The sequence below is a fragment of the Caulobacter sp. BP25 genome (assembly GCF_002737755.1).
Lineage (GTDB): Bacteria > Pseudomonadota > Alphaproteobacteria > Caulobacterales > Caulobacteraceae > Caulobacter.
Genome location: NZ_PEGH01000008.1, coordinates 68,865 through 93,726 on the forward strand (window position 1 = coordinate 68,865; position 24,862 = coordinate 93,726).

The following is a 24,862-nucleotide window of genomic DNA, read 5'->3' on the forward strand; positions in this document are numbered from 1 at the left end:
GCGCCATGGGCGGACCTCGGCCGGCATTCAGGGGGCGGACGCTCCGCGCAAAACTTCTCGGCCTTGGTTTCCGCGCTCGTCGCTGGCGGTGGGATGGCGAAGTAGGGCCGCCCGGCCTCACGCCAGAGCGCTGGCTTTGAAAGCGCGAAGCGCTTCAGAAGCCCAATAGCGATCATCGAAATCCCCAGCACCGGTTGAAGCCTTGCCGTCGCGATAGCCGCCTCGCCGGTGCGATGCGCGAAGGCTTGGATCGGCGCGGCTGAAGCTCGGGCGGTCGCTCCTATTGTCACGTCTCACAACGCCCGCGGCGTAGGCTGGGGCGAGCCATCAGTAAAATTGATTTCGATTTCTGGTTTTGGGGCGCACCTTTTAGCGAGCTCACGCCCTCAGAGACAATATGTCGCAGGCTGAGGCGCAATATGTCGCACATTACATTTGTATTGCATGCACTATATACTCATCAATCACGAAGAATACATAAGATATACTGAGGGTGGGCAATTTCCAGAAAACGGGGATTTCTAGTGAGGCATCTGTACCTGTCAGCGGCGATCGCGCCGTTCCTGCTGATCATGCCCGCGGCCGCTCAGGCTGCGGATGCGGCGAAACCCGCCGACAAGGCCATTCAGAGCGCGGGCGGCAAGGCCCAGGGTGAGGCGGTGTTCTCGACCGGCGTCGCCAAGGGGCGTGACCGCCTGGACAGCGCCACGTCCACCAGCGCCCTGCGCGCTTCCGAATTCGAGACCTACGGCGCCCGCTCGCTGGGTGAGGTCCTACGCAACATCCCCGGCATTCGCGCCGAGTACGCGATCGGCGAAGGCAATGCGAACTACTCGATCCGCGGCCTGCCGCTGTCGAGCACCGGCTCGAAGTACGTGCAGCTCCAGGAAGAGGGCCTGCCCGTCCTTGAGTTCGGCGACTTGTACCTGTTCGGCACGGACATGTTCATGCGCGCCGATCTCAACATCTCGCAGATCGAGACCATCCGCGGCGGCTCGGCCTCGACCTTCGCTTCGAACTCGCCAGGCGGCGTGATCAACCTGATCTCAAAGACCGGCGACAGCGAAGGCGGCGCGGTTCAGGCCACGTACGGCCTGGGCTACGGCGAAAAGCGCGTCGATGGCGCCTACGGCGGCAAGATCAGCGACACGCTGCGTTTCCACGTCGGCGGCTTCTACCGCCAAGGTGAAGGACCGCGCGACGTCGGCTACACCGCCTACAAGGGCGGGCAGCTCAAGGCCAACATCACCAAGACCTTCGACAACGGCTATGTGCGGATCTACGGCAAGTATCTGAACGACCGTACGCCCAACTACCAGTTCGTTCCGATCAAGGTCTCGGGCACGAACGCCGATCCGACGTACAGCGCGCCCGCCAACTTCGACCCCAAGACCGACTCGCTGCTGTCGCGCTACACCACCAACGTCATCAGGTTGGACGAGAACAACAACCTGACCCAGAGCGATGCGCGCGGCGGCCAGCACGCCGTGGTCAAGTCGGTGGGCCTGGACGCCCAGTTCGACGTCAAGGGCTGGACCATCACCGAGAAGTTCCGCTTCTCCGACGTGGGTGGCAGCAACCAGACCGTTCGCCCGATCGCGGTGAACCAGGCGTCCGTGCTGGCCGTGGCCAACGGCGGCGTCGGCAGCATGCTTAGCTACGCCACCGGACCGCAAGCCGGTCAGGCCATCACCAGCCCGGCGACCCTGAACGGCAACGGCCTGCTGACCTCCTCGTTGCAGTTCGGCACCAAGATCAAGAGCCTGGACAACGTCACCAACGACATCCGCGCCAGCCGTGTCTGGGATATCAATGGCGGCGACCTGACCACCACCGCCGGGTTCTACGCGTCATCTCAGGACTACGCGATGGACATGGCGTTCCTCAACGTCCTGGCCAGCGTCGCCGGCAACGGCCAGTCGACGCTGATCAACACCAAGACGGCGGCCGGCGTGCCGTTCACGCAGGACGGCTATATCGCCTATAGTATCGGCAACACCCACCGTCGTAACTACGACATGAACTACGGCGTCAACGCGCCGTACGCGTCGATCAACTACCGCATCGGCAAGATCGCCGTGGGCGGTAGCCTGCGCTACGATATGGGCAAGGTTCGCGGCACGCTGTACGGGGCCGAGTTGGGCGGCGGTCTTCCTGCCACGACGTCTTTCGACATGAACCGAGACGGCGTGATTTCGACGGCCGAGACTAAAGTGTCGTACCTCCCCCTCGGCCAGCCGGGCCACGTGGACTACGACTACAACTACCTCAGCTACTCGACGGGCTTGAACTACCGCGTCGCCGAGCAGCTGGCCGTCTTCGGCCGCTACAGCCGCGGCGGCCGCGCCTCGGCCGACAGGATCCTGTTCACGCCAGCGGTCAACTACAAGACCGGCAAGCTGGTGGACGACGCGAGCGCCTACGACACCGTCAAGCAGCTCGAACTGGGTCTGAAGTACCGGATCGCGGGCCTGACCTTCAACGCCACGGGCTTCTCGGCCAAGACCGGCGAACGCAACACCCAGGTCAGCAGCGGCGCCGATGGCCAGGCTCAGGTCGTGAATATCGTGCGTGGCTACGAGGCCAAGGGTGTTGAGCTGGAAGCGGCCGTTCGCAAGGGCCCGTTCAGCGTGACCGCTGGCGCCACCTATACGGACGCCAAGATCACCAGCGACGCCTCCCGTCCCGAACTGGTCGGCAACAAGCCGCGTCACCAGGCCGACTTCATCTACTCGGTGACCCCGCAGGTCGAGCTGAAGTCCGTGACCTTCGGCGCCAATGTGATCGGCACCACCAGCAGCTACGCGCAGGACACCAACCAGCTGAAGCTGCCCGGCTATAAGCTGGTCAACGCCTTCGTGCAGGTTCGCCCGACCGAGCGAGTGCAGCTGATGCTGAACGTCAACAACCTGTTCAACAAGCTGGCCCTGATCGACTCCGAACAGCCCGCGATTCCGGCCAGCGGCGTCGTGCTCGGCCGCGCCTACCTGGGTCGCACCGCCTCGGCGACGCTGCGGTACACTTTCTGATCTGGGGTGGGCGGGGCGCCTTGGCGTCCCGTCCACGCTGAACCGCCCTTCAAGGCCCGCCTGTTGGAAAGCCGGCGGGCTCTTGGCCTTTGGGGATTTCCAGTCGTCCTGGAAGCCGCCCCCACCCCCACAAGCAAAACCCGCCGCGGCTTGGGCCGCGGCGGGTTTGGTAAGCTTGGGTACTGGTACGCTAGGTACTCGGAACGCTGTACTGTTACGCGGGGTACTAAAGCTTTTGCGGCTTAGCGCGCGACGGTCGAGGCCGGGTTGGCCGCGTTGTAGGCGCTCAGGGCCGGGTTGTTGATCTTCGCGATGGCGTCGTTGACCGAGGCGCGGATGCAGGCCGGGTACATGTAGCCGGCGAGGGCTTCGCCGCGAATGTCCTGCCAGCAGACGGTCGAGGCGGCCTTGACGATTTCGGCGCGGACTTCGGCGGCCGACTTGCCGGCGACCTTGACGCGCATTTCAGTGGCCGAGGCCGGAACGGCGGCGGCCAGGGCGATGGCCGAAGCGGCCAGAACGATGGAGCGGATCATGTCGATGTTCCGAAAGGGGGTTGCGTTCAACCACCTCCAGACGCGTTCCTCTGACGGTCGTCGAGGTCTTCCGCTCGTTTGATCCGTCCGTGTCGATATAGCGGCGTTCTATTGGGTGATCAACGATAATGTTGCGGCGCACCCTAAATTGGGTCGGTATCGTGGCGCCCGCGCCGCAAACCTGTTTTCGGGCGTGAAAAAGACCCGCGAGCGCGTTGGGCTCGCGGGTCCTTTGCCTTGTTAGCGGCTCGCGACGCGCAGGGCGTAGACCGAGCGGCCTTGAGTCTTGTTGAAGGCGGCCAGTTCGGCGCTGTTGGTGCGGGCCACCGCGTCGCGGGTGATCTCGCGCACGCAGAAGGGGGCCAGCTCGCTGGCGGCGGGATTGCCGACCAGGTCTTCCTGGCACAGCTGCTTGGCGGCCTGGACGATGTCGGCGTGGACTTCGGCGGCGGCTCGGCCGCGCACCTTGATGGTGATTTCGCCGGCGCTGGCCGAGGTGGCGGCGGCGGTGGCCATCAGAGCGCTGACGGCGATAACGAGCAGACGGATCATGTTGATAGTCCCGGAAAGGAGGTTGGGTTCAACCGCCTCCCGGCGCGTTCCTCTGACGGTCGTCGGGTTCTCGCCTCCTCGACCGTCGCCTTACGAATGACTGACACCGGTGTCTATTGCAAGTGCGAAAACGCACGCAAACGAAAAAATGTTAGCGGTAACATATCGTTGCCAACGAAACGATTTCAAGCGGTTGCTAAATCGTTGTTCATGCTGCGCCGCGAAGACCTACCGCTTACGGGCGGGCTTCTTGGGCGGCTTGGCCGGAGCGGGCGGCGGCGGTGGGGGCGGCGTCCAGTCGAAGGCCAGCAGCAGTGTGCGCTGCTTGGCGCTGACCGCCCCGTCGTCCGAGATCAGGTAGACGCGGATCGCGCCAGACGGCGAGGTCGACAGCGCCAGGCCCTCGAAATTGTCGCGCGGCATCGCGCCGTCGACATGCAGCGAGGCGGCCGTGCGTTGACGAGCCAGCGGCAGGGTGGGGTCGGAGATGAAGCGGACAATGGCTCGCCAGCCTCGGACCGGGTCGAAGCCGCGGTGCAGGGTGGCGACGGCCGTCCCCTGGAAGGGGGCGAAGGCGGTCAGGCCCCAGGTGAAGTCCGGGCCTGACTGCGGCGGCAGCGACTTGCAGTCGGTCGACAGGCGGCACAGCCAGACCTCGCCCTCCTCGCCGCCGACGATGTAGGCGTCGGGGCCGGCGGCCGGATAGGCGCTCAACGCCTCCAGGCCCTCGTTGTCGGGCAAGATGGTGGCGGGCTTGGGGGCTGGGCGGGGCGCGCGCCAGCCGCCGTCGGCCTGGGCGGGATAGAGCCAGATGCGGTGGTCGCGCTCGAAGCTGATCAGGCGGTCGCCGTTGGGCATCACGGTCAGGCCCTCGGCGTCGGCGTTATGCTTGCCCTGCAGCGGCAAGCCGTCGGGACCTGGCAGCGGAAACAGCTTGCCGTCGGCCAGGCCGGCCAGGCGTCCGGCGGCGTCCAGCTGGATCCTGGCCTCGAAGACGTCGCCCTCGTCGGTGATCGCCGTCAGGGTGTCGCCGGCGCCGATGCGCAGGTCCGATAGACCGTGCAGCCGGGTGGTGTCGGGGCTGGTCAGCACCAGGCCGCCGGCATAGCTAAAGCCGCCTTCGGCCGTGACCTTGGTCGGATCGGCGGCGTCCATCGGGATGGGCGTGGCGACGACGGTGATCTCGGGCCCGGCCTTGACCGGCGCGGCGGGGACGACGGGCGGCGGCGCGGCGCGCTCGGCGCAGCCGGCGACCAGGCCGCCGGCCAGCATAAGCGCCAGCGCCAGCCGAGCCCTCACGCGGGCGTCCTGGCGGGCTTGGCCGCCTGCGGGGTGACCACGGGAAGCGGCGCCAGTAACCCGCGCGCGCGCGCGATCTGGCGCGGCTCTTCCTCGAACAGGGCCGCCAGCTGCTCGACCAGCACGCCGCCCAGTTGCTCGACGTCGACGATGGTGACGGCGCGGCGGTAGTAGCGGGTGACGTCGTGGCCGATGCCGATGGCGATCAGCTCCACGGGGCTCTTGCCCTCGATCTCACCGATGACCTGGCGCAAGTGGCGCTCCAGATAGTGGCCCGAATTGACGCTCAGGGTGCTGTCGTCCACCGGAGCGCCATCGGAGATCACCATCAGAATGCGGCGAGCTTCGGGCCGGCCGATCAGGCGCTGGTGCGCCCACATCAGGGCCTCGCCGTCGATGTTTTCCTTCAGCAGGCCCTCGCGCATCATCAGGCCAAGGTTCTTGCGCGCGCGCCGCCAGGGGGCGTCCGCGGCCTTGTAGACGATGTGGCGTAGGTCGTTCAGGCGGCCCGGGGCGGCGGGCTTGCCGGACTTGATCCAGGCGTCGCGGCTGGAGCCGCCCTTCCAGGCGCGGGTGGTGAAGCCCAGCACCTCGGTCTTGACTCCGCAGCGCTCCAGGGTGCGGGCCAGGATGTCGGCGCAGATCGCCGCCACCATGATCGGCCGCCCGCGCATCGAGCCGGAATTGTCGATCAACAGGGTCACGACCGTGTCGCGGAACTCCTGGTCCTCCTCCTGCTTGAAGGACAGCGGCGCGGTCGGGTCGATGATCACCCGCGTCAGGCGGGCGACGTCCAGCATCCCTTCCTCGAGATCGAAGGTCCAGGCGCGGTTCTGCTGGGCCAAGAGGCGGCGCTGCAGCTTGTTGGCCAGGCGCGAGACGACGCTGGAGAGGGCCGAGAGCTGCTGGTCCAGATAGGCCCGCAGGCGCGTCAGCTCCTCGGCGTCGCACAGGTCCTCGGCCTGGACGATCTCGTCGAACTCGGTCGTGAAGATCTTGTACAGAGGCTCGCCGCCCTGGGCCTGGCCGGGGTCGGGGCGGGCGGGCTTGGCCCCGTCGCCCATGTCGGGCGCCTCGTCGGTCTCCTCGACCTCGCCGTCCTGGTCGGACTGGACCATCTCCTCGTCGCCGGCCTCGGACTCGCGGTCGGAGCTCTCGCTCTCCTGCGGCGAGGAGCCCTCGGGCTGTTCGCCTTCGCCCTCGCCCTGTTCGTCGTCGGAACCTTCGGTCGGGGAGTCGTCCTCCTCGCCGTCGTCCTCGTCGGCGCTCTCCGTCGCGTCGGCCATCTCCTCGCCGAGGTCCAGGTCGCGCAGGATGTCGCGGCTGACGCGGGCGAAGGCGGCCTGGTCGTCGATGGCGGCGGCGAGGCGGTCCAGGTCCTTGCCAGCCCTGGCCTCGATGTCGGCGCGCAGGATGTCGACCAGGGCCTTGGCGCCGTCCGGCGGCGCATCGCCCGTCAGGCGCTCGCGGACCAGCAGGCCCAGGATCTCGGCCATCGGGGCCGACTGGGTGTCGGTGGCGACCGCGCGGGTCAGGCCCTGCTTTTCCAGCCGGGTCTCGAGGGCGGCGGTGAGGTTGGCGCGCACGCCGCCCAGGGCGTTGGCGCCGATGGCCTCCAGCCGCGCCTGCTCGATCGACTCGAACGCTGCCTGGCCGTCGGGCGAGGCGGGGCGGGCGCGGGCGTGGGCGATGGGGTCGTGGTGGGCCAGGCGCAGGGCCATCTGGTCGGCCAGGCCCCGGATACGCGCAGCTTCCTTGGAGGACAGGTCTCGCGGGGGGTGCGGCAGCACAGCGCGGTTGCCCAACAGCTGCGGACCATCGCCCGAGAACACCACCTCCAGGTCAGGCGTCTCGGCGAGCGAACGGGCCGCGTGGGCCAGCGCGCGCTTGAAGGGTTCGGTCGGGCTTTCGGGCTTGGAGGCCATGGCGACTGGGTTACCGACCTCGGGCGGCGAAGACAAGGAACGCCGCGCGCTGAAGCGGCGTTGATTTTCCGAATGCGCCGCTTGGGCGCTCACGGAGGGAAACCGTCATGTTCAAATGGGCCATCATTCTCGCCATCGTCGCCATCATCGCCGGCGCGTTGGGCTTCACCGGCATCGCCGGCGCCGCCGCGGGCGTCGCCAAGCTGCTGTTCTTCCTGTTCCTGATCGGCTTCGTCATCGTGCTGGTGCTGGGCGCCACGGTGTTCAAGACCGTGGCGGGGCCGAAGTAGGGTTCAATCAAGATGCTCCCCCGCGATGCGGGGGAGCATCTATTTGGCCCCGTAGGTCGCCGCCTGCCGATCGACCAGCGCCACCAGGTCGCCCATGGCCAGGTTCACGTCGATCAGGTGCAGCCCCCAATCCTTCAGCACGACGCCCGCGACCGCGATGTCGCCGCTGATGTCATCGGCGCGCGGGTCGGCCGGGTCGGCGTTGACCTTCACCGACAGGTAGGTGAATTCGCCGTCGTTGACGCAGCGTCCCGACAGCAGGCTGGGCGTAGAGACGAACGGCGTCGTCACCTGGAGGCCTTTGGCGAACGGCTTGGGTGACTGTCCTTCAACGGCGCCGAAGCCCTTGCTGCTGAGATAGGCGTGCAGCGGCGCCTCGTCCGACGAGGCCTTGCCCGCCAGCAGGGCGGCGGGGTTCACGCAGCCGGCGCGATGGCCTTCCGGATCTGTCTTGCCAAAGCGGCTGTTCGCCGGCGGCGGGCTCGCGGCGCGGAACGAGACATAGGTGACGATGCAGCCGGCTTCATCGGCCTTCGTACACAGCGGGATCGAGCCGTACTTTCCGGCCGCGTCCACCGGCGTGTTCATGCCCAACACCAGGGCCGAGATCATCTGCTTCTGAACCGGTTGGCCGTCGATCTCCCCCTTCAGCAGGTTCAGCAGGATGCGCGAGCCTTGGCTATGGCCGATCAGGACCACGCCTCTTGCCTGGTTATTGGGGCCCTTGTTCTCGTTGGCGAGATACCAGCGCCAGGCGTCGCGGACGTCGGCGTAGGCCAGCTCGGCGTCGCCGGGCGACGGGCGTCCCAGCATGACCGATCGCAGCGCCGCCAGGGTGACTTGGCGATACATCGGCGCAAACACGCGACACGTGGAGGCGAAGCGCGCCAGTTGCTGGTCGACGACCCGGCGCTCGGCCGCGTCGATGACCATGTCGCTGTTGCCGCCGGAGTCGGTCGACACGGTGGGATAGACGTAGAAGCAGTCATAGGCCGGCGCGGCCGCGGCCTTGAAGGGCTCGACCGAGGTCTTGGCGTCGGCTTCGACGATGGTCGTGGTCTGGTCCGAGGCGCAGGCGTCCTGGCGGCCCGGCAGGCATAGCCAGTTGTCGGCCTTGGCGTAGTCGTTCGGCGTGGTGGGGACGGGCGTCGTCTGGGCGCAGGCCGACGCGCTCATCGTCAAGATCGCCGCCAAGCCCATGGCGGCCAGCCTCATCCTGGTCATGCTCTTCCCCTCGCGCGGCGTTCGAACGCCCGTTTGGCGCGGAGCATGGCCTCAAACCGGCGCCCGCGCCAAGGGGGAACATCCTAGAGACCCGGGATGATCGCTTTCAGCCGCGCCTCGCCGGTCAGGGCGTTCGCGCGCGGCGGCCCGCCGGGCGGTCCCATGCCGCCTGGCGGTGGTCCAGGCGGGGGTCCTCCGGCCGGGCCACCGGGGCGGTCCGGACCAAAGCCCATGTCCTTCCAGTCGGCGCGGGGGTCAATGGCGACGGTCAGCGCGATCTCGTAGGCGTCCTTGCCCTCCTTCACCGCCGCGACCATGGCCTCGCCGCCTTGGAGGGCGATGCCGTCATTGCTGTTGAGCGTGTCGCGCTTGCGGGGGCGGTGGTAGGCCGGGACGTTCTCGTACAGGTACTCGCTCAGCGCGTCGGGCACGAACAGCTGGCAGGTCAGGGCCGTGCGCGCGTCGAGGAAGACCTTGGCGTGGATGTGCGGGGTGCGGCCCTCGTACCAGCCTGGCCAGATGGTGCGGAAGACGGCGACGCCGCTGGCGTCTGTCAGCTGGCCGCCGCGCAGGAACGTCTGGCCCTTGGTCCCGGCCTTGCGGTCATCGCCCTGGCCCTCATAGCCGGAATAGAGGCCCGAGGCGTCGCAGTGCCAGATCTCGACCCGCGCGCCTCGGATCGGCGCACCCGCCTGGTCCAGCACGGTCATACGCACGCGCGCTGGCACGCCGGGGCGGCCCTCGGTGATGTCCGCGCGCAGCAGCTTGGGATCGAACCAGTAGGGTCCCTGGGTGACCTGCGGCGTCAGCACCAGGGCGTCGGCGTGGGCCGAAACGGGCAGGGCGACGGCGGGCGCCAGGGCGGCCAAGGCCAGCACGCGACGGCGATTGGCGGAGAACATTTGAGGCATGGCCCCGCTCTAGCCGTAAAATGGGGCGCGGGTATTACCCCTTTGAAATGGAGGGATATTCCGCGTCAGAACAGCCAGCGGCGGGGATATTTGTCGCCCAGCCGCCGCGCCTCGCCGGACTTGAGGCCCAGGTCCCGCATCCGATAGGCGACCAACTCGCGCACCGCCTCGACGGGCTCTTGGCCTTTGACAGGGCTGGAGGCGATGGCGCCGTCGGCCTGGGCGAGGTCCGTGGCGGTCCACTCGGCCTGGGCGCGGTCGGCCTTGCCGACGGCGAAGTAGTGGCGGACAGGTGTGCGCTCGCCCGGGACCTCGACCATGACGCCGATGACCCAGCCTTGAACGATCAGATCGGCGTCGGGGCGCTGGCGGAACATGGCTCCGCACTTAGGGCGTTCCGGCGGAAACTGTAAGGGCCTTCGGCGCCGATCAGCCGATCAGCTGGAAGGCCGCCTGGCTCAGCAGACCGAGGACAAGCCAAGCCGACAAGCCCAGCACAACAATACTCAGGGGTGTCCGCGGCGCGCGCTTACGACGCGGGGCGGGGTACTCACGCACGAACGACATAACAGCCTCCATGCCAGTAAAGCCGTAGCTTAACGCCGATGGCGGCGCTTGAATGCGTGCGGTTTCGCATTTACCGCGAATTCCGGTGGATAGGCGGTGGATAGAAAAAGGGCGGAGCCTCTCGGCCCCGCCCTCGATCAGCACTTCGAACTGTTCCCGGCTCGGCCTTCGGGACCGCTGCGCGGTCCCTCCGTGGGCCGGGATGACAGTTTTAGAAGTCCATGTCGCCCATGCCGCCCGGCATGCCGCCGCCGGCCGGAGCGCCGCCGCCCTTCTTGGGGGCTTCGACGATCGCGGCTTCCGTCGTGATCAGCAGGCCGGCCACCGAAGCGGCGTTCTGCAGAGCGGTGCGGACAACCTTGGCCGGGTCGATGACGCCGTCGGTGACCAGGTCAACGTACTGCTCGGTCTGGGCGTTGAAGCCGAACGAGCTGCTGGCGTTTTCCAGGATCTTGCCGACCACGATCGAACCTTCGACGCCGGCGTTCTCGGCGATCTGGCGGATCGGCGATTGCAGGGCGCGACGGACGATGGCGATGCCGGCCGTCTGGTCGTCGTTGTCGCCAACCACGCCAGCCAGGGCCTTGGAAGCCCACAGCAGAGCCGTGCCGCCGCCCGGGACGATGCCTTCGTCGGCGGCCGCGCGGGTCGCGTTCAGGGCGTCGTCAACGCGGTCCTTCTTTTCCTTCACTTCGACTTCAGTCGAGCCGCCGACGCGGATGACCGCGACGCCGCCGGCCAGCTTGGCCAGACGCTCTTGCAGCTTTTCCTTGTCGTAGTCCGACGTGGTGTCTTCGATCTGGCGCTTGATCTGCGAGATACGAGCTTCGATGGCTTCCTTCTCACCAATGCCGTCCACGATCGTGGTGTCGTCCTTGGTGATCGAGACCTTCTTGGCGCGGCCCAGCATGTCGAGCGAAACGCTCTCGAGCTTGATGCCCAGGTCTTCGCTGACGACTTGAGCGCCGGTCAGGATGGCGATGTCTTCCAGCATGGCCTTGCGGCGGTCGCCGAAGCCCGGAGCCTTGACGGCGGCGACGCGCAGGCCGCCACGCAGCTTGTTGACGACCAGCGTGGCCAGGGCCTCGCCTTCGACGTCTTCAGCGATGATCAGCAGCGGACGGCCCGACTGGACGACGGCTTCCAGCACCGGCAGCAGCGGCTGCAGCGAGGACAGCTTCTTTTCGAACAGGAGGATCAGCGGCTCTTCCAGCTGAACTTCCATCTTGTCGGCGTTGGTGATGAAGTACGGCGACAGGTAGCCGCGGTCGAACTGCATGCCTTCGACGACGTCGAGTTCGGTTTCGGCGGTCTTGGCTTCTTCGACGGTGATGACGCCTTCGTTGCCGACCTTGTCCATCGCCTTGGCGATCATCTCGCCAACTTCCTTGTCGCCGTTGGCCGAGATGGTGCCGACCTGAGCGATTTCAGCGTTGGTGGTGACCTTCTTCGAGGACTTCTTGATTTCCTCGATGGCGATCAGCACGGCCTTGTCGATACCGCGCTTCAGGTCCATCGGGTTCATGCCGGCCGCGACCGACTTGAGGCCTTCTTGGACGATGGCTTGGGCCAGGACCGTGGCGGTCGTGGTGCCGTCGCCGGCCTTGTCGTTGGTCTTCGAGGCCACTTCGCGGATCATTTGCGCGCCGAGGTTCTCGAACTTGTCAGCCAGTTCGATTTCCTTGGCGACCGAGACGCCGTCCTTGGTCGTGCGCGGAGCGCCGAACGACTTTTCGATGACGACGTTGCGGCCCTTCGGACCCAGGGTGACCTTCACCGCGTTGGCGAGGATGTTGACGCCGCGCAGCATCTTGTCGCGCGCGTCGGAGGAGAAATAGACGTCTTTAGCGGCCATGTTGGAGCCCTTCTAAAAGAGAGTTGCGTTCGAAAAGCGGTTGGGAACAGGGAGGCGCTTTAGGCCTCGACCACGCCCAGGACGTCGCTTTCCTTCATGATCAGGAGGTCCTGACCGTCGACCTTCACTTCGGTGCCCGACCACTTGCCAAACAGGATGCGGTCGCCAGCCTTGACGTCCAGAGCGACGACGTCGCCCTTGTCGTTGCGGGCGCCCGGGCCAACGGCGACGACTTCGCCTTCTTGCGGCTTTTCCTTGGCGGTGTCGGGGATGATGATCCCGCCCTTGGTTTTGGTTTCTTCTTCGACGCGCTTCACGAGGACGCGGTCGCCCAGGGGACGAAACTTCATTGTGGTTCTCCGTCGGAACGGTTTGAATTAAAGGCTTCGTCAGCAGGGGGAGCGGTGCTGTTAGCAGTCGCTCCCTCCGAGTGCTAACGACGAGCGTCAGTTAGGCGCCGCCCTTCGGGGAGTCAAGAACGCCGGGGATGAAGTTTTTTCGGCGGGATGGGCGGGAGGCCTCCGATGGCCTTCAACATGGGGCGCTCGCGCGGCGATTTCCAGAGCTTGGCGCAGCCGACCATGACGCGGCCGGACTTCGCCCTTATCTGGATTAAGACTATGACGACGCGTCCGCGCCGGAACGAAGGAGCGCTCCAAGCATGTCCAGCTACGTCCTGTCCCTGTTCCTGGCGGTGGTGGCCTGCATCCTCGGCGGCGCGCTGGGCGGCATGATCCTGGCGCGGCCGCAGACCATGCTGGGCCTGGCGGGGCTGGCCGACGAAGAGACGGCGAAGTCGCCGCTGTTCGCCGAAGGCCGCGCGTTCGGCGGCATGTTGATCGCCTCGCACGGGATCGCGGCCCTTTATCTGGGCTATCAGCCCAGGCTTGGCGCGGCCATGGCCCTGGTTCTGGCGGTCGGCTGGATCGGCGCGGCGGCGGCGCGGGCGGTGTCGGCGGTCATCGACGGCGAGGCGGGCCGCTTCAACGCCGGCTCGATCGTCTTCAACGCTCTGATCGGGATTACGCTCAGCCTGCCGTTCTTCAATGTCGGTCCCTATGTCGCCAGGGGCATGGGCTTCGCCTGAACCACACCCTCGTGGGCGAGCAGCCAACGCTTGCGTTCGATCCCGCCAGCATAGCCCGTCAGGGCGCCGTCCATGCCGATCACCCGATGGCAGGGGGCGACCAGGCTCAGCGGATTGGCGCCGTTCGCCGCGCCGACCGCGCGGATCGCAGCGGGGCGCTCCACGCGCCTGGCCAGCTCCGAATAGGTGACCGTCTGGCCGGGCGGGATGGCGGTCAGGGCGCGCCAGACCGCGCGCTGGAACGGTGTGCCGCCGGTGTCCCAGGCGAGGGCTGAAAGGGCGTTGACCTCGCCGGCGAAGTAGCGGGCGAAGGCCACCTTGGTCGAGCGCGGCGCCTCGCCCGTCTCCAGCGCCAGATCGCCGTAGTGCAGACGAAGCAGCCGGCGCAGCCGGGACTCGAAGTCGTGGAAGTCGACCGCGCGCAGCAGGCCGGTCTCGTCGGTGACGAGCAAAAGCTCGCCGATCGGCGAGGGCGCGCGGTCCAGAAAGAGGCGGGCGGGATGGGTCATGACGCGATGATCGCTGGCTAAGGCTTGGCTGTCCGCCCGGATTTTGCGACGGCCGGCGCGCGATGTCGAAGATGAACGAACCCTGTCAGCCCTGTCGCCGACACCGTTCAGCTTCACCCTGCCATGGTCTGTCTCACGGGGTTGATGACCCCGGACGCATTCCAAGGGACGAAGGAGTTTTCTCATGTTTGGCCAAATGGCTTTCAAGCAGACCAAGATCATCACCCTGACCATCGGCGCCGCCGCTGCGGCCCTGAGCATGGCCGCCGCCCCGCAGGCCAGCGCCGGCGTCACCGGTTGCAAGGCTTCTGGCGGCAAGCAGGAAGTCGGCGCTCTGGTGGGCGGCCTGATCGGCGGCCTGGCCGGCAATCAGATCGCCGGCAAGGGCGATCGCGGGACGGGCACGGCCATCGGCGCGGTGATCGGTGCGGGCGCCGGCTCGGCGGTCGGCTGCAACATGCAGAAGACCGAGGCGGCTCAGGCGGTCGGCGGGATCTACAAGTCGGGCGGCTACCGCTACGCCCAGAACGTCGAGGCCGAGCGGCTGGTCAAGATGGACCACAAGTACGTCGCCCGCTCGACCCTGAACCTGCGCGCCTCCGCCACGACCCGCGCTCCCCGTCTGGGCGCTGTCAGCTCGGGCCAGACCTTCCAGGCCCTGGGCCGCACCAGTGACGGCAAGTGGATCCTGGTCGGACAGGACGGCGTCGGCGTCGGCTACGTCTCCAGCGCCTACGTCTACCGCGCCTAACGCGGTCTAGAGATCGCGAGTATTGCGAGGGTGACGGCCGCCGAAACCGGCTTCCACTTTCGGCTGTCACCCTCGTGAGTTTTCGGGGCGCGACCAACCCGTCCCTCAAGGCGCGTTCCGAGGAGGAAGCCCGTCCAGCCCCAAGCTGGGCGGGCTTTTTCGCGCGTTCAGCCGATCAGAGCGGTGGGGGCTTTAGCGCGCTGACGCCGCCCAGCCAGGTCTGCCAGACCACCACCAGGGCCCAGTGCAGGGCCACGGCCGGCCAGACCGAGCCGGTGCGGCGCTTCATCACCGCGCAGCCCAGACCCAGGATCGCGCAGCAGGCCAGGAAGTCCGGCCGCAGGAACACCGCCGCCGCGCCGGGCAGGAAGGTCAGGGCCTCGACCACATGCCAGAGCACATAGAGGCCGGTCGCCGCGCCGATCTCCAGCCAGGGGCGTCGGCTCTCGCCCGGGCCGGGAGTCAGCAGGCCGCGAAACGCCAGTTCCTCGCCCAGCGCCGGGATGAACAGCACGGTCAGCATCCGCAGCGGCAGGCCAGGCTGGGTCGGCGTGATGTGGTAGAGGCCGGTGGAAAAGCCGAGGGCGGCCATCGCCGCCAGGGTGACCAGCGAGACGGCGAGGCAGGACGCCCAGCCCCGCGCGGAGGGAACGGCGCGCAGGCTGCTCACCAGCCTCGTCGCGTAGATCTTGGGGCTCTGGACCATGTCCCCGATCAATCGCGTCTTCCCCTCGCGCACAAGGGGGGGAGGGATGTCACGTCCGCCAGCGCAGCGTCTGTTCCTGCACCGGGTTGCGGAACGGACGACCCTCGAGCCGGCTGCCGGCCCACTCGCGCTTGCACTGGTGGTACCAGCGGGCCTGGGCGTCGGCGTCGCCCACCCACATCAGAGGCGGATTGTGCTTCAGGCCTGGGCTCTGACAGTCGACGATCTTGCCGTCCTGGCGCAGGAAGGCGCGGGCCGCGAGGCGGATGATCGGATAGAGCGCGACGAAGGCCCAGTGGTCGGACCAGATGATCTGGTTCATCCGGGTCTTGCCGGCGTTGATCGGGGTCATGGCCGACAGGGCCAGCACCTGGCGCTTGCCGACCGTCACATGCTCCCAGCGCAGGCCCGGCAGGCGGAAGGTGATCTCGGTCAGCGGCTCGCCGCCCAGGATGGCGTAGGCCTTGGAGTTCTTCGAGGGCTCATGGCGGACCATCGTGAAGCCGGCCTCCGAGGGGCGGAAGGTCTTCCTCTTTTCGTGCTGACTGGCCTTGGTTCGCCACCACCACTGTTGGTGGACGTAAGGCCCGTGAGCGGGGTCGATCAGGCCCAGCACCGCGTGGTCGATATGGGCGTCGTAGTCCAGGTGGTCGACCAGCTTGGGGCGGCCGCCGACGACGCCGGGAATGGTCGGCGGGGGCTCTGGCGGCGACGTCGCGCGGCGCGGATCCGAGGCCATCCAGATCCAGACCAGGCCCTGGCTCTCGACCACCGGATAGCGCCGCACCCGCACCTTGGAGATGTCGAACTCGCTGTCGGCGGTCAGGGACGGGATCGCCTTGCAGGCCCCGTCCGCGCCGAAGCGCCAGCCGTGATAGGGGCATTCGATGCTGTCGGTTCCGTCGGCCTCGCGATGCACGCGCCCGGCCGACAGGGCGGCGGCGCGGTGCGGGCACAGGTCGCCTAGCGCATAGGCCTCGCCCTTGCGGGTGCGGCCCATCAGGACCGGTTCGCCCAAGAACTCGCGCCGGACCGTCTTGCCGGGCTTCAGGTCGGGCGACAGGCCCGCCACGTACCAGGCGTCGCGGACGAAGCCTTCGCCGAACCGGTCGGGAAGCTTGGCTGTGCGGGGCAGGATCTGGGCGTCGTCGGCGGGCATCGGCGGGTTTCCAGAGGTCTTATTGGCGGAGCAATGCGACAATCGTGCTGACGCTGGATACTAGCGGGACGCGGCGGTCTCGATCAGGCGCTGGTAGAAGCGGACCATCCGCTCGACATTGGCGAGGGTCAGGTGCTCGTTCGTGCCGTGGATCATCTTGGTGTCGTCGACCTTCAGCACCAGCGGCTGGAAGCGGTAGACGTCGCTGGCCACCCCGCCCATGTAGCGGCTGTCGGTGCCGGCGGTGACCAGGCCTGGCACGACCGGGGCCTCGCTCTCGTCTCCGGCCAGGCCCGCCAGCATCTTCCAGGCGTCGGAGCTGGTCGAGGAGACGGCGGTGGGCTCGTCCGGGGTCTTGGTCCAGGACAGCTCGACCGGCAGGCCGCCGACCGCGTCCTTGGCTCGCGCCATCACGGTTTCCGAGCTGTCGCCCGGCGCGATGCGGTAGTTGATCCAGGCCGTGGCGTCCTGGGGCAGGACGTTCTCCTTGGGCGAGCCCTTGATCATGGTCGGGGCGATCGTCGTGTGCAGCATGGCCGCCCCGGCTGGGCTCCTGGCGGTGACCTGCACCAGCACCGGCGAGAACAGCCAGGTGTTGGCCGCGAAGACCTTGACCACCGGCGAGGCGTGCGGGGCCAGGGCCTTCAGCATGTCGGCGCCGGGGCCCTGGAACTTCATCGGGAAGCCATCGTCGTGGATGGCCTCGACCGCGCGGGCCAGGGTCACGACGCCGCCGCCGTCCTTGGGCGGGGCCGAGGAGTGGCCGCCGGTCGCCGGCGCGACCACCTTCATCGTCGCATAGCCCTTCTCGGCCGTGCCGATGATGGCCGCGGGCTTGCCGGTCACCGGATGGTCGGCGACCACGATCATGCCCTCGTCCAGCACGAACTGAGCCTTGATCCCGCGCGACTTCAGCAAGGCCGCCGCCGCCCGTGCGCCGACGCCGCGCACCTCCTCGTCATGACCGCTGACGATGATCACCGTGCGCAGCGGCTTGAAGCCGCCGGCGGCCACCGCCTCCAGCGCCTCGAACAGGGTGACGAGCGAGCCCTTGTCGTCGATCGCGCCCCGGCCCCAGACCGCGCCCTCGGCGACCACGCCGGCGAACGGCGGGTGCTTCCACTGGCTCTCGCTGCCCGGCGTCACGGGCACCACGTCCTGGTGGGCCATCAGCAGGATCGGGGGCAGTGCGGGGTTGGAACCCGTCCAGGTGTAGACCAGGGTATGGTCGGCGACGACCTCGCGGGTCATCACCTTGTGCGTCTCGGGGTAGGTCGCCTGCAGCCAGGCGTGCAGCTTGTCCCACTCGGCCGGCTGGTCCTGCGCCTGCTCTTGGTGGCTGATGGTCTGGAAGCGCACGGCCTGGGCCAGGTGGTCTGCGGCCTTGGCCACATCGACCGGCCGAGCGGCCGCCAGGCGCGCCGAGGCCGGATCGGCCTGGGCTGGGGCCTCGAACGTCGCGGTGCGCACGGCGACGACGGCCGCCACGCCCAGCAACAGACCCACGGCCGTCAAAGCGACCCTTCCACCCCAGCCCATGACGATCACCCCCGCGATCTTCCCCCGAAGATCGAGGGCGACTGTGGGGTCGCGCGCGCGCTCTGGCAATTGGGAGAACGCGAAAATTTATCCACAGGGTGGGAGGCGCTAGCGGCTCAATTCCCGTAGTTTTCGAGATCAAGTCTCATTTATTCAATGTCTTATAGGAAAACGCAGGTTTTCTACGCACGGGGGTCTGAAGCGACCTCAAACTCGGGGCATGACCCAAGTCCAAGCCCAAACCTGGTGCGACCGCCTGCAAGCCAAGCTGATGGCCGCCCTGGACGCCGCCTGGGAGACGATCGCCACCAGCGACGATCCCGCCATGATCAAGCGCGCCCGCGAGCGAGCCAAGGCCTGCGGCGAGTTCGCCGCCCAGGCCCGCAGGATCGCCGCCATGACCCCCGCGCCCCGGCTTGCGAGGCCCTCCGCGGGGCTTTCGCTTCCGGCTCCGGCCTCGGAAGGGCAGGGCGATGCCCCGCCCATGCGGGCCCTGCACCGCCTGAAGGGTGGCGCGCGAGGGCGATTGTAGCTTTCTAACGCAAAGGGTTGGCGCTCGTTGGTCCGATGGCTGTCTGACGCCGATCGGGAAGACGTTGGCGGCGCAATCGCGCCGCGAGGCGCGTCGTCAGGCGCGACCCCCGCGCCCCGGGAGCATCGCACTCTAACGACGGCCCGACACAGGGTCGCGCTCATAGGAGAGCCGCGACCCCACACCGCTCCAGCGGGTGACTATTCTCTGTCTAGAAAACGAACTCGGTGACCCCGGGAGGGGCGGTCCGGGCCACGGACTCAAGGTCTTCCGGGGTCCACAAGCTTGCATTGCGGATCCGCAGCACCGAGGTCACGTTCATCTGGCCGATGAAGGTCATGAGCGCCGCCGGGCTATAGTGCTTGGCGTCGATCTCGAAGCCGCCGCCGGCCTTGGCTATGGCGGTCAAGGTCTCGATGGATATCTTCATGGTTCTGTCCCTGTCTCGCGACCCGGATGCAGCCCCCTATGAGCCTCCGGGCGAGGCGTCGCGACCATGCCAGTCGGAGTTGAGTATTTCGTAAATAGCCCGAGGGCTCAGCCTTGGCGGTCGACTGGGCGGTCGACTGGGCGGCCAACCGCCCGGAATGGCGTGGCGGTGCAGGCGCCCTGGCTCAAGGCGACCAGTTCGCCCTGCGGCGTCACCCGGAACGTGGCGTCCTGGGCGACGAATTGGCCGCTCTGACCGAAGCGCTCTTCCTGGTACTGGCGCTTGTACCGATCGCTGATCCGTAGGGTGAGAAGATCGCCGTTCAGATCGGCCTTGCCGTAATAGACGCTTGGGAAGGCGGGGTTCTCGTCCGTCGGCGCGATGTTGAGGACGGGCGCGCGGGCCACGAACTTCAGGCCGTCGCCCTCGCGGTAGATCCGCATCTGGTTGTTGAAGACCGTGCCGCGCGCGGGGCAGCTGACCTTCTGCAGCCAGTCGCCCTCCAGGCTGGGCGGGGCGGCGGCGAAGGCCGGCGCGGTGGTGGCCAGGCAGGCCGCACCCAAGGCGGCGGCGCCCAAGGCGACGAACGAGGTGGAAAGCTTCAAGGCCATCGCGAGCGCTCCCTGGGTCGCCTCTTAGGGTGAAACCGTAACACGGTCTTTTGGCCGGGGGAAACTTGGCGGCGGGGTCAGCGCGCCCCGCTCAGCTCCTGCACCTCCTCGACGGTGCGCAGGCCCGGGCGCTGGGCGCAGACCAGAACGGCCATGTTGCCGGGCAGGTGCTTGTTGGCCAGCATCTTCTCGTGGGCGGCCGGGATCTGGTCCCAGGGGAACACCTCCGACAGGCACGGATCGACGCGGCGGTCGACGACGAGCTGGTTGGCGGCGCTGGCCTGCATCAGATTGGCGAAGTGCGATCCCTGCACGCGCTTTTGGCGCATCCACAGAAAGCGGGCGTCCATGGTCAGGTTGAAACCGCTGGTGCCGGCGCAGATCACGACCATGCCGCCGCGCTTGACCAGGAACACCGAGACCGGGAAGGTCTGCTCGCCCGGGTGCTCGAACACCATGTCCACGTCGCGATTGCCAGTGAGCTGCCAGATGGCTTTGCCGAACTTGCGGCTCTCCTTCATGTAGTCGTTGAACTCGGGGCCGTTGACCTTGGGCAGCTGGCCCCAGCAGTTGAAGTCGCCCCGGTTCAGCACCGCCTTGGCGCCCATCGACAGCACGAACTCGCGCTTGTCCTCGCTGGAGACCACGCCGATGGCGTTGGCGCCGGCGACGGCGGCCAGCTGGGTGGCGAAGACGCCCAGGCCCCCGGAAGCGCCCCAGACCAGCACGTTCTGGCCGGGTTTGAGCTCATGCGGCTTGTGGCCAAACAGCATGCGGTAGGCGGTGGCGAGCGTGAGGGTGTAGCAGGCGGCCTCTTCCCAGGTCAGGTGCTTGGGACGCGGCAGCAGCTGGCGCGACTGCACCCGGCAGAACTGGGCGAAGCTGCCGTCCGGCGTCTCATAGCCCCAGATGCGCTGGCTGGACGAGAACATCGGGTCGCCGCCGTTGCACTCCTCGTCGTCGCCGTCGTCCTGATTGCAGTGGATGACGACCTCGTCGCCCAGCTTCCAGCGTTTGACCTTGGCGCCGACCTTCCAGACGATGCCCGAGGCGTCGGAGCCGGCGATGTGGAAGGGCTGCTTGTGGCCGTCCAGCGGGCTGATCGGCTCGCCCAGCGCGGCCCAGACGCCGTTGTAGTTGACGCCGGCGGCCATCACGAGAACCAGCACCTCGTCCTCGCCGATCTCCCAGGTGGGAACCACCTCGACCTGCATGGCCGTGGCGGGCGGGCCGTGGCGCTCCTTGCGGATGCTCCAGGCGTACATGGTTTTCGGCACGTGGAAGGCCGGCGGGATCTCACCGATCTCGTACAGGTCCTTCAGCTCGGTCTTCTCAAGCGTCTGAAACGTCATCTCACTCCCCGTTCTTCCGCGTTGCAACAACGCATGAAGGCCAAACTCGGCTGCGCGCCCGAGTGGTAAAGGCGCGAAAAACACCTCCCCTTCGGGTCATTTTTGGCTTCCTGGCGCAAAAAACGTCCGGGAAGACCCCTACGCTGAGACAGATGTTTGAAACTGGCAAGCGGAATCTTGTGCGGCGCAGCATCGACATCGCGGGCGCCGCGCGGGGAAGGTTGCGGCGGCCGCGCGAGCGGGCCAGGGTAGCGGCCGATGATCCATCTTTCCCATCCCGAACCTTCGATCGCCCTCGTCGAGCTCGACGTCGCGCCGGCCAATGTCCTGGCTCTCTCCGAGCGCGCGCGGCTGCTGGAGGCCTTCGCCGTGATCGAGGCCGATCCGGCGATCCGGGCGGTGGTGCTGACGGGCCGCAACGGGGCGTTCTGCACCGGCGATGACCTCGTGGAGTCCCTGACGCGAGACGTCGCGGCCCAGACGGCGGCGATCCTGAACTTCCTTGAGATGTGCGATCGCGTGGCCGCCTGCCGTGTCCCGGTGATCGCGGCGATCGACGGCTGGTGCATCGGCGGCGGGCTGGAGCTGGCGCTCGCCGCCGACATCCGCCTGGCCAGCGACCGCGCCAGCCTGGCCTGCTCGGCGGTGCGGATGGGGCTGACGGCCTCCGGCGAGCGGCTGGTCAAGCTGATCGGCGAGAGCCGCGCCAAGGTCCACCTGCTGACCGGCGCGCCCTTCGACGCCGCGCGGGCGCTGACCGATGGGATGGTGGCGGAGGTGCATCCGGCGGGGGCGCTGCTCGACGCGGCGCTGGGGATGGCGCGGGTCATCGCCTCGCGGCCGATCCACGCCGTTGCGGCGACCAAGCGCGTGGCGTCGGGGCTCACCACGACCGAGGCCGAGATCCCGGCGCTGGCCGCGACGGCCGATCACCGAGAGGCGCGCGAGGCGTTCGTGGGCAAGCGCGCGGCGGTGTTTGTGGGGCGGTGATCCTTCTCCCCTTGCGGGAGAAGGTGGCGCGAAGCGCCGGATGAGGGGTTTCTCGGCGACGCGGCGCGACCCCTCACCCGACCGCCTCCGGCGGCCACCCTCTCCCGCAAGGGGCGAGGGAATTCGCACCCGCGAAACGGATATTGCATCGCAGCAAATCCGGGATCATGATCGCCGATAATCAAAGGCCGCCAGAGCCAACCCGGGAGCGATCATGACCACCACGCCGCACCAGCATGCGCCCGATCCGCCGTGGATCTTCCGCACCTATGCCGGACATTCGACGGCGGAGAAGTCGAACGCGCTGTATCGGGCCAACCTCGCCAAGGGTCAGACGGGCCTGTCGGTGGCCTTCGATCTGCCCACCCAGACCGGCTACGATCCCGACCATATCCTGGCGCGGGGCGAGGTCGGCAAGGTCGGGGTGCCGATCAGCCACCTCGGCGACATGCGCGCCCTCTTCAGCGAGATCCCGCTGGAGAAGATGAACACCTCCATGACCATCAACGCGCCGGCCGCCTGGCTGCTGGCGATGTACGTCGCCCTGGCCGACGAGCAGGGCGCGGACCGCAAGAAACTGCAGGGCACGACGCAGAATGATCTGATCAAGGAGTATCTGTCGCGCGGCACCTACATCTTCCCGCCGGGCCCGTCCCTGCGGCTGATCGGCGACATGATCGCCTGGTGCTATCGCGAGGTTCCCAAGTGGAACCCAATGAACGTCTGCAGCTACCATCTGCAGGAGGCCGGCGCGACGCCCGAGCAGGAGCTGGCCTTCGCCCTGGCCACCGCGATCAGCGTGCTCGACACCGTCAAGGCCGGCGGTCAGGTCCCCGACGAGGACTTCGAGATCGTCGCCTCGCGGATCAGCTTCTTCGTCAACGCCGGCGTCCGGTTCGTCACCGAGCTCTGCAAGATGCGCAGCTTCACCAAGCTCTGGGACCAGATCCTGCTGGAGCGCTACGGCGTCCAGGACGCCAAGGCCCGCCGCTTCCGCTATGGCGTGCAGGTCAACAGCCTGGGCCTGACCGAGCAGCAGCCCGAGAACAACGTCTACCGAATCCTGATCGAGGCTCTGGCCGTCACGCTCAGCAAGGACGCCCGCTGCCGGGCCCTGCAGCTGCCGGCCTGGAACGAGGCTTTGGGCCTGCCGCGCCCGTGGGACCAGCAGTGGTCGCTGCGGCTGCAACAGGTGCTGGCCTACGAGACCGACCTGCTGGAATACGAGGACCTGTTCGACGGCTCCCACGTGGTCGAGGCCAAGGTCGCCGAGCTGTCGAAAGGCGCGCTCTCGCAGCTCGCCTTGATCGACGAGATGGGCGGGGCCGCCAGCGCCATCGACTACATGAAGGGCGAGCTGGTGTCCTCGAACGCCAAGCGGGTGCGGGCCGTCGAGACCGGCGACCTGACCGTGGTCGGCGTCAACCGCTGGGCCGAGACGGAGGTCTCCCCGCTCTCCGCGGGTGAGGGCGCGATCGAGACGGTCGATCCCCGGCTCGAGGCCGAGGTGGTCGCCCGCCTCAAGGCCTGGCGCGAGGCCCGTGACCCGGCCGCCGTCGAGGCCGCGCTCGCCGCCCTGAAGGCCGCCGCCGCGTCTGGCGCGAATATCATGGAACCCTCGATTTCTGCCGCCAAGGCTGGAGTCACCACCGGCGAGTGGGCCGGGGCCCTGCGCGAGGTGTTCGGCGAATATCGCGGCCCGACGGGCGTGGCGGTGGTCGTCTCCACCGGCGAGGCCGAGGACGTCGAGGCGGTGAAGAAGGAGGTCGAGCGGGTCTCTCAGGTGCTGGGCCGCACGCTCACCTACCTGGTCGGTAAGCCCGGCCTGGACGGCCACTCCAACGGCGCCGAGCAGATCGCCACCCGCGCCCGCGCTTGCGGCATGGAGGTCGTTTATGACGGCATCCGCTCGACCCCGGACGAGATCGTCCGCCGCGCCAAGGAGACCCGCGCCCACGTGATCGGCCTGTCGATCCTGTCGGGCTCGCACCTGGATCTGGTGCAGGAGGTGATCCGCGTGATGCGCGCCGAGGGCCTGGGCCACATCCCCGTCGTCGCCGGCGGCATCATCCCCGAGGCCGACGCCCTGATCCTGAAGCAGATGGGCGTGGCGCGGATCTACACGCCCAAGGACTTCAGGATCACGGAGATCATGGGGGATGTGGTGCGGCTGGTGGAATCGACGGCGCTGGCGGAAGCGTGACAAGGGCGGCGATACGCGCTTAGATTGAGGGCATGGCACGCCGGTTCTCTCAGTTTTGGACGTTCCTGGCTTCTGATCGGCTAGGCTGGGCGAGGCTGCTCGCGGCGCTGATCGGCGTGACGATCGTCTCCAACTGGCTGCAGTGGCCGCTGAAGACGCGCCAGGCGTTTCCATTTTTCTGGGTGCTGGTGGCGATCTGGGGCGTCTGGAGACTGGCGTCCTGGCAGCGGGTCGAGGACTGGCTGGGGCGCGTCAATCTGGATGACACGGGCGCTTGGCGCACGACGCGGGCCGATCGGATTCGTCGCCTGGGACCGCTGGTGATCTTGTGCTGCGGGCTGGAACCGCTCCTGAGGCTGAGCTGGGAGCTCTGGTTGATCGGCGACCTTCTTCGCGTGGCGGTGTCGCTGTCGATCGCCGCCGGCTTGCTCGCGACCATGGTCTCCTACGCCTGGCGGACCTGGCGCTCGCGCGTCGAACTGCGGATCGACGCGACGGGGGTGTTCGCTCCCTCTTGGCGGCGGACCTATGCCTGGGACGAGATCGCCTTCGCCGTCCAGCCCAGCCGATCGCGGGAGCTTCGTCTCGCGCTGACCGACGAGGCCGCCGAGGCTGCGGGGCGCGGCGCGTTGCTGACCGTCGCGCTCCCGCCCACGGGGCTGTTTCCGGACGAGGCTCTGGCCGCCCTGCGCGCGTTCAGGCCAGAGCTTCCGATCCGGCCCTGGATCTCGAACGGCGTCGTCCTGCCGATCCGAGGCGCGACGGATCTGCCCGACGTCGGCAAGGTGGAGACCTACGGCTGACA

25 protein-coding genes are annotated in these 24,862 nt (G+C 67.7%); 8 read left to right on the forward strand and 17 right to left on the reverse strand.

What is annotated here, in order from left to right; genetic code table 11:
- Positions 1–572 precede the first annotated feature (572 nt).
- Complete coding sequence (locus tag CSW59_RS05195; RefSeq protein ID WP_369825746.1) at positions 573–3,029, forward strand: TonB-dependent receptor domain-containing protein; 2,457 nt, start codon at positions 573–575, stop codon at positions 3,027–3,029.
- 242 nt (positions 3,030–3,271) lie between these two features.
- Here the strand turns inward: CSW59_RS05195 and CSW59_RS05200 are convergent, their stop codons facing one another.
- The 4 genes from CSW59_RS05200 to cobT all read right to left on the reverse strand — a co-directional run bounded on the left by CSW59_RS05200 (position 3,272) and on the right by cobT (position 7,341).
- A complete protein-coding gene (locus CSW59_RS05200) occupies positions 3,272–3,565 on the reverse strand; it encodes a hypothetical protein (protein WP_099443041.1) in 294 nt (97 codons plus the stop codon).
- 240 nt (positions 3,566–3,805) lie between these two features.
- The gene (locus CSW59_RS05205) at positions 3,806–4,117 is read right to left on the reverse strand and encodes a hypothetical protein (protein WP_099443042.1); all 312 of its coding nucleotides are present in this window, start codon (positions 4,115–4,117) and stop codon (positions 3,806–3,808) included.
- A gap of 228 nt (positions 4,118–4,345) precedes the next feature.
- Positions 4,346–5,389 carry an esterase-like activity of phytase family protein gene (locus tag CSW59_RS05210; protein WP_099443043.1) on the reverse strand — a complete coding sequence of 348 codons (1,044 nt, stop codon included), beginning with the start codon at positions 5,387–5,389 and terminating at the stop codon, positions 4,346–4,348.
- 23 nt (positions 5,390–5,412) lie between these two features.
- The gene (gene cobT, locus CSW59_RS05215; RefSeq protein WP_099443044.1) at positions 5,413–7,341 is read right to left on the reverse strand and encodes a cobaltochelatase subunit CobT; all 1,929 of its coding nucleotides are present in this window, start codon (positions 7,339–7,341) and stop codon (positions 5,413–5,415) included.
- Between the two features lie 107 nt (positions 7,342–7,448).
- Here cobT and CSW59_RS05220 point away from each other — a divergent pair, with 107 nt between their 5' ends.
- Positions 7,449–7,631, forward strand: coding sequence for a DUF1328 family protein (locus CSW59_RS05220; protein ID WP_099443045.1), 183 nt, complete (start codon positions 7,449–7,451; stop codon positions 7,629–7,631).
- 39 nt (positions 7,632–7,670) lie between these two features.
- Here CSW59_RS05220 and CSW59_RS05225 read toward each other — a convergent pair whose 3' ends face one another.
- The 6 genes from CSW59_RS05225 to groES all read right to left on the reverse strand — a co-directional run bounded on the left by CSW59_RS05225 (position 7,671) and on the right by groES (position 12,538).
- Entirely contained in the window at positions 7,671–8,846 is a 1,176-nt protein-coding gene (locus tag CSW59_RS05225) for a DUF3089 domain-containing protein (RefSeq protein WP_369825747.1), read from the reverse strand.
- A 92-nt stretch (positions 8,847–8,938) separates the two neighbouring features.
- Positions 8,939–9,766 carry an intradiol ring-cleavage dioxygenase gene (locus CSW59_RS05230; RefSeq protein WP_099443047.1) on the reverse strand — a complete coding sequence of 276 codons (828 nt, stop codon included), beginning with the start codon at positions 9,764–9,766 and terminating at the stop codon, positions 8,939–8,941.
- A gap of 65 nt (positions 9,767–9,831) precedes the next feature.
- A complete protein-coding gene (locus tag CSW59_RS05235; protein WP_099443048.1) occupies positions 9,832–10,143 on the reverse strand; it encodes a hypothetical protein in 312 nt (103 codons plus the stop codon).
- 52 nt (positions 10,144–10,195) lie between these two features.
- Positions 10,196–10,333 (reverse strand): hypothetical protein, encoded by a 138-nt coding sequence (locus CSW59_RS20915; RefSeq protein WP_201722721.1) that lies wholly within the window; start codon positions 10,331–10,333, stop codon positions 10,196–10,198.
- 211 nt (positions 10,334–10,544) lie between these two features.
- Positions 10,545–12,188, reverse strand: a complete 1,644-nt coding sequence (groL, locus tag CSW59_RS05240) for a chaperonin GroEL (protein WP_099443049.1) — start codon at positions 12,186–12,188, stop codon at positions 10,545–10,547.
- Positions 12,189–12,247: 59 nt separating this feature from the next.
- Positions 12,248–12,538, reverse strand: coding sequence for a co-chaperone GroES (gene groES, locus CSW59_RS05245; protein ID WP_010918572.1), 291 nt, complete (start codon positions 12,536–12,538; stop codon positions 12,248–12,250).
- Positions 12,539–12,849: 311 nt separating this feature from the next.
- On the opposite strand from groES, the gene CSW59_RS05250 reads away from it, so the two are divergent.
- Positions 12,850–13,275: a DUF4345 family protein gene (locus tag CSW59_RS05250; RefSeq protein ID WP_099443050.1), complete on the forward strand. Its 426-nt coding sequence runs from the start codon at positions 12,850–12,852 to the stop codon at positions 13,273–13,275.
- Here the strand turns inward: CSW59_RS05250 and CSW59_RS05255 are convergent.
- Complete coding sequence (locus tag CSW59_RS05255) at positions 13,245–13,784, reverse strand: methylated-DNA--[protein]-cysteine S-methyltransferase (RefSeq protein WP_099443051.1); 540 nt, start codon at positions 13,782–13,784, stop codon at positions 13,245–13,247. The genes CSW59_RS05250 and CSW59_RS05255 overlap by 31 nt on opposite strands.
- 184 nt (positions 13,785–13,968) lie before the next feature.
- On the opposite strand from CSW59_RS05255, the gene CSW59_RS05260 reads away from it, so the two are divergent.
- The gene (locus tag CSW59_RS05260) at positions 13,969–14,535 is read left to right on the forward strand and encodes an SH3 domain-containing protein (RefSeq protein ID WP_099443052.1); all 567 of its coding nucleotides are present in this window, start codon (positions 13,969–13,971) and stop codon (positions 14,533–14,535) included.
- 175 nt (positions 14,536–14,710) lie between these two features.
- Here CSW59_RS05260 and CSW59_RS05265 read toward each other — a convergent pair whose 3' ends face one another.
- The 3 genes from CSW59_RS05265 to CSW59_RS05275 are packed head-to-tail and all read right to left on the reverse strand — an operon-like array spanning position 14,711 to position 17,939.
- Entirely contained in the window at positions 14,711–15,241 is a 531-nt protein-coding gene (locus CSW59_RS05265; protein WP_099443150.1) for a type II CAAX prenyl endopeptidase Rce1 family protein, read from the reverse strand.
- Positions 15,242–15,290: 49 nt separating this feature from the next.
- Positions 15,291–16,400: an aromatic ring-hydroxylating dioxygenase subunit alpha gene (locus CSW59_RS05270; RefSeq protein WP_099443053.1), complete on the reverse strand. Its 1,110-nt coding sequence runs from the start codon at positions 16,398–16,400 to the stop codon at positions 15,291–15,293.
- Between the two features lie 60 nt (positions 16,401–16,460).
- A complete protein-coding gene (locus CSW59_RS05275; RefSeq protein ID WP_099443151.1) occupies positions 16,461–17,939 on the reverse strand; it encodes a M20 family peptidase in 1,479 nt (492 codons plus the stop codon).
- Positions 17,940–18,159: 220 nt separating this feature from the next.
- Here CSW59_RS05275 and CSW59_RS05280 point away from each other — a divergent pair, with 220 nt between their 5' ends.
- A complete protein-coding gene (locus CSW59_RS05280; protein WP_099443054.1) occupies positions 18,160–18,471 on the forward strand; it encodes a hypothetical protein in 312 nt (103 codons plus the stop codon).
- Between the two features lie 211 nt (positions 18,472–18,682).
- Here CSW59_RS05280 and CSW59_RS05285 read toward each other — a convergent pair whose 3' ends face one another.
- The 3 genes from CSW59_RS05285 to ccrA all read right to left on the reverse strand — a co-directional run bounded on the left by CSW59_RS05285 (position 18,683) and on the right by ccrA (position 20,864).
- On the reverse strand, positions 18,683–18,901 hold the full coding sequence (locus CSW59_RS05285) for a hypothetical protein (protein ID WP_099443055.1): 219 nt from the start codon (positions 18,899–18,901) through the stop codon (positions 18,683–18,685).
- Positions 18,902–19,008: 107 nt separating this feature from the next.
- Positions 19,009–19,512: a hypothetical protein gene (locus CSW59_RS05290; RefSeq protein WP_099443056.1), complete on the reverse strand. Its 504-nt coding sequence runs from the start codon at positions 19,510–19,512 to the stop codon at positions 19,009–19,011.
- Positions 19,513–19,589: 77 nt separating this feature from the next.
- A complete protein-coding gene (gene ccrA / locus CSW59_RS05295) occupies positions 19,590–20,864 on the reverse strand; it encodes a crotonyl-CoA carboxylase/reductase (RefSeq protein ID WP_099443057.1) in 1,275 nt (424 codons plus the stop codon).
- Between the two features lie 258 nt (positions 20,865–21,122).
- Between ccrA and CSW59_RS05300 the strand changes: the two genes are divergently transcribed.
- The 3 genes from CSW59_RS05300 to CSW59_RS05310 all read left to right on the forward strand — a co-directional run bounded on the left by CSW59_RS05300 (position 21,123) and on the right by CSW59_RS05310 (position 24,860).
- Positions 21,123–21,854: an enoyl-CoA hydratase/isomerase family protein gene (locus tag CSW59_RS05300; RefSeq protein ID WP_099443058.1), complete on the forward strand. Its 732-nt coding sequence runs from the start codon at positions 21,123–21,125 to the stop codon at positions 21,852–21,854.
- Between the two features lie 214 nt (positions 21,855–22,068).
- Entirely contained in the window at positions 22,069–24,057 is a 1,989-nt protein-coding gene (locus CSW59_RS05305) for a protein meaA (RefSeq protein WP_099443059.1), read from the forward strand.
- A 32-nt stretch (positions 24,058–24,089) separates the two neighbouring features.
- A complete protein-coding gene (locus CSW59_RS05310) occupies positions 24,090–24,860 on the forward strand; it encodes a hypothetical protein (RefSeq protein ID WP_099443060.1) in 771 nt (256 codons plus the stop codon).
- Positions 24,861–24,862 lie beyond the last annotated feature (2 nt).